At 63.3% G+C, this 3,413-nt stretch carries 4 protein-coding genes and 1 riboswitch; all 4 genes read left to right on the top strand.

Going from position 1 to position 3,413, the window contains the following annotated elements:
* The coding region (locus ACOZK4_RS08040; RefSeq protein WP_421591434.1) for an ABC transporter permease at nt 1-679 on the top strand (679 nt) is incomplete at its 5' end.
* Nucleotides 676-1,458 carry an ABC transporter permease gene (locus tag ACOZK4_RS08035; RefSeq protein WP_313525774.1) on the top strand — a complete coding sequence of 261 codons (783 nt, stop codon included), beginning with the start codon at nt 676-678 and terminating at the stop codon, nt 1,456-1,458. The genes ACOZK4_RS08040 and ACOZK4_RS08035, both read left to right, overlap by 4 nt.
* Nucleotides 1,459-1,467: 9 nt before the next feature.
* The gene (locus ACOZK4_RS08030) at nt 1,468-2,529 is read left to right on the top strand and encodes an ABC transporter ATP-binding protein (protein WP_421591433.1); all 1,062 of its coding nucleotides are present in this window, start codon (nt 1,468-1,470) and stop codon (nt 2,527-2,529) included.
* A gap of 104 nt (nt 2,530-2,633) precedes the next feature.
* Nucleotides 2,634-2,780: riboswitch (FMN riboswitch) on the top strand.
* A gap of 86 nt (nt 2,781-2,866) precedes the next feature.
* Complete coding sequence (locus tag ACOZK4_RS08025; protein ID WP_421591432.1) at nt 2,867-3,343, top strand: 6,7-dimethyl-8-ribityllumazine synthase; 477 nt, start codon at nt 2,867-2,869, stop codon at nt 3,341-3,343.
* The last annotated feature ends 70 nt before the right edge of the window (nt 3,344-3,413 follow it).

Raw genomic sequence — 3,413 nt, 5'->3', positions numbered from 1 at the left:
CTACTGGATCTCGATCAAGATCTCCATCGCGTCGGCCCTGCTCGGCTGCCTGATCGGCTTTTCCGTCGCCGCCGCCGCCGTTCTCGGCGGCCTGCCGAAATGGATCCGCGGTCCGCTTCTGACCTTTTCCGGCGTCGCGTCCAACTTCGCCGGCGTGCCGCTCGCCTTCGCGTTTCTCGCGACGCTCGGCCCGGTCGGCCTTCTCACGGTGTTTCTGAAGACCCAGATCGGCATCGATCTGCGCGCGCTCGGCTTCAACATTCTGTCCTTCTGGGGCCTGACGGTCACCTACCTGTTCTTCCAGATCCCGCTGATGATCCTCATCATCACGCCAGCGCTCGACGGACTGAAGCGGGAATGGCGTGAGGCCGCCCAAATCCTTGGTGCGACCAACACCCAATATTGGCGCATGGTCGCCTTCCCGATCCTGCTGCCGTCCTTCCTCGGCACGCTGGCGCTTCTCTTCGCCAATGCCTTCGGCGCCGTCGCCACGGCCATCGCGCTCACCGGCTCCTCGCTCAACATCGTGCCGATCCTGCTCTTCGCGCAGATCCGCGGCGACGTGCTCGGCAATCCGCATCTCGGTTATGCGCTCGCCTTCGGCATGATCGTCGTGACCGGGATCGCCAACACGATCTACATCTGGCTGCGCGCCCGCAGCGAAAGGTGGCTGAAATGAAGAAGTTCTGGGCCTGGGGCGCCCTCATTTTCGGGCTGCTCTATTTCATCCTGCCGCTGCTCGGCATGACCAACTTCTCGCTGAAGATGCGCCGCGGCGTCTATTCGCTGGATGCCTATGCCGTCGTGCTCGGCGATCCGCGCTTCCAGGAGACCTTCACTTATTCGATCCTGATGGCGCTCGCGACCATCGTCTTCGGCGTGCTGCTCGTGGTGCCCACCGCCTATTGGGTGCGCCTCAAGCTGCCGGGCCTGCGTCCCTATATCGAATTCGTCACGCTGCTGCCGCTGGTCATCCCAGCCATCGTCATCGTCTTCGGCTATATCAGGCTCTACAACACCTCGAGCTGGCTGCCGCTCACCGGCACGACGACCGGCACGAACATCCTGCTGATGTTCGGCTATGCGACGTTGGCGCTGCCCTACATGTACCGCTCCGTCGATACCGGCCTGCGCTCGATCGACATCGCGACGCTGACGGAAGCCGCCCAAAGCCTCGGCGCCGGCTGGACGACGATCCTTGCCAAGATCATCCTGCCGAACGTGCTCGTCGCGGTTCTCTCCGGCGCCTTCCTGACCTTTGCCATCGTCATCGGCGAGTTCACCATGGCCGCACTCCTCAACCGCCCGGCCTTCGGCCCCTACATGCAGCTGCTCGGCGCCAACCGCGCCTATGAGCCGGCAGCACTCGCGGTCATGTCCTTCGCCTTGACCTGGGGTTGCCTCGGCCTGATCCAGCTTGTTTCCCGTTTCCAGAAGGGCGCGCAAAGCCCCGCCTAAGGACCTTTCATGAGCTTCCTCAACCTCACCAGCATCCAGAAGTCCTTCGGCCCCGTGCAGGTCGTGAAAGACTTCAACATGGCCATCGAGAAGGGCGAATTCGTTTCCTTCCTCGGTCCTTCGGGCTGCGGCAAGACCACGGTCCTGCGCATGATCGCCGGCTTCGAGACGCCCTCCGGCGGCACGATCACCATCAACGGCAAGAGCCAGGCGAACCTGCGTCCCAACCAGCGCAATATCGGCATGGTCTTCCAGGCCTATGCGCTGTTCCCGAACATGAATGTCGCCGAAAACGTCGCCTTCGGCCTCAAGGTCGCCGGCCGCGCGAAGGCCGAGATCGACCAGCGCGTCAAGGAAATGCTCGGCCTGATCAAGCTCGACCACCTCGCCGACCGCTACCCCTACCAGATGTCCGGCGGCCAGCAGCAGCGCGTGGCGCTCGCCCGCGCACTCGCCCCCAAGCCGCAGGTCCTGCTGCTCGACGAGCCGCTCTCGGCGCTCGATGCCAAGATCCGCGTGTCGCTGCGCGAAGAAATCCGCATGATCCAGCAGCAGCTCGGCATCACCACGGTCTTCGTGACGCATGACCAGGAAGAGGCCCTGTCGATTTCCGACCGCATCGTCGTGATGAACGCCGGCAAGGCCGACCAGATCGGCGCGCCGGCCGAAATCTACAACCGCCCGGCAACCCGCTTCGTGGCCAATTTCGTCGGCACGCTGAACCTCATCGAGGCAAAGGTCGTCGATCCCGCCTCCAACCGCATCTCGATCGGCGACCAGGGTGTCACGCTGCGCGAACCGCTCGGCAATGTGAAGGCCGGCGATACGATCTCGCTGGCGCTGCGCCCGGAAGCCGGCTCGATTGCCGCCGACGCCAAAGGCGATACCGCGCTGACCGGCGAGGTCATCTCGTCCAACTTCCTCGGCTCGGTCATCCGCACCCGCATGAAAGTCGGCACCGCGGTCATCTCCTTCGACATGTTCAACAGCCCCGGCCTCGTGCCGCCGGCTGTCGGCGAGACCGCAACCCTGCGCTTCACCGCAACCGACCTGTTGATCATCCGTGACTAAACATTTTTTCCAGGCCTTTCCAAAGCCTTGGAAAAATCTGTCGTGAATTGCGCCTTTTGCGTCGCCCGCGGATTTGATCCGCGGGCGTTTGCTCGTTAATCTTCCATCGTTCTCAGGGCGGGGTGAAACTCCCCACCGGCGGTATCGGAAGCAATTCCGGAGCCCGCGAGCGCCTTCCGCGAATGGAAGGGTCAGCAGATCCGGTGCGATGCCGGAGCCGACGGTTAAAGTCCGGATGGAAGAGAGCAAGCAGGAAGACCGCCATTGCAGGCGGAGCTCCTGCGTGTTCGCCCAAGGGGACCGTTGAAAAATGGCTCAACCCTTGAAAGGCCTATACATGAATGCGAATGCCACCCCCTCCTCCCGGATCGCCGTCATCCGTGCCCGCTGGCACGCCGGCATCGTCGACCAGGCGGTCACGTCCTTCGTCGCCGAATGGGCAGCCCTCGGCGGCCGCGCGGAAGACGTCGATGTGATCGACGTACCCGGCGCGCTTGAAATCCCGCTGCATGCGCAGCTTCTCGCCAGGACCGGCCTGTATTCCGCCATCCTCGGCGTCGCGCTCGTCGTCGATGGCGGCATCTACCGCCACGATTTCGTCGCCGGCACCGTCGTCGATGCCATCGTGCGCGTCGGCCTCGACACCAATGTGCCGGTGCTCTCGGCCGTGCTGACCCCGCACAATTTCCAGGAATCGGAGGCGCATATCGCCTTCTTCCGCGATCATTTCGTCATCAAGGGCAAGGAAGCCGCCCACGCCGCACGCCAGATTCTGGACGCCCGCGCAAAGGTGGCGCTGGCTACCGTTGCCTGAATCGAAGTCTGAACAATCGGAATCGATCCGCAAGGATTGACGGACAAGCCTTTGAAAAGACTCGGAGAGC

Source organism: Shinella sp. M27 (genome assembly GCF_049199905.1).
Taxonomy (GTDB): Bacteria; Pseudomonadota; Alphaproteobacteria; order Rhizobiales; family Rhizobiaceae; genus Shinella.
The sequence above is the reverse complement of the archived record's forward strand: the minus strand, read 5'-3'. Positions and strand labels throughout refer to the sequence as shown.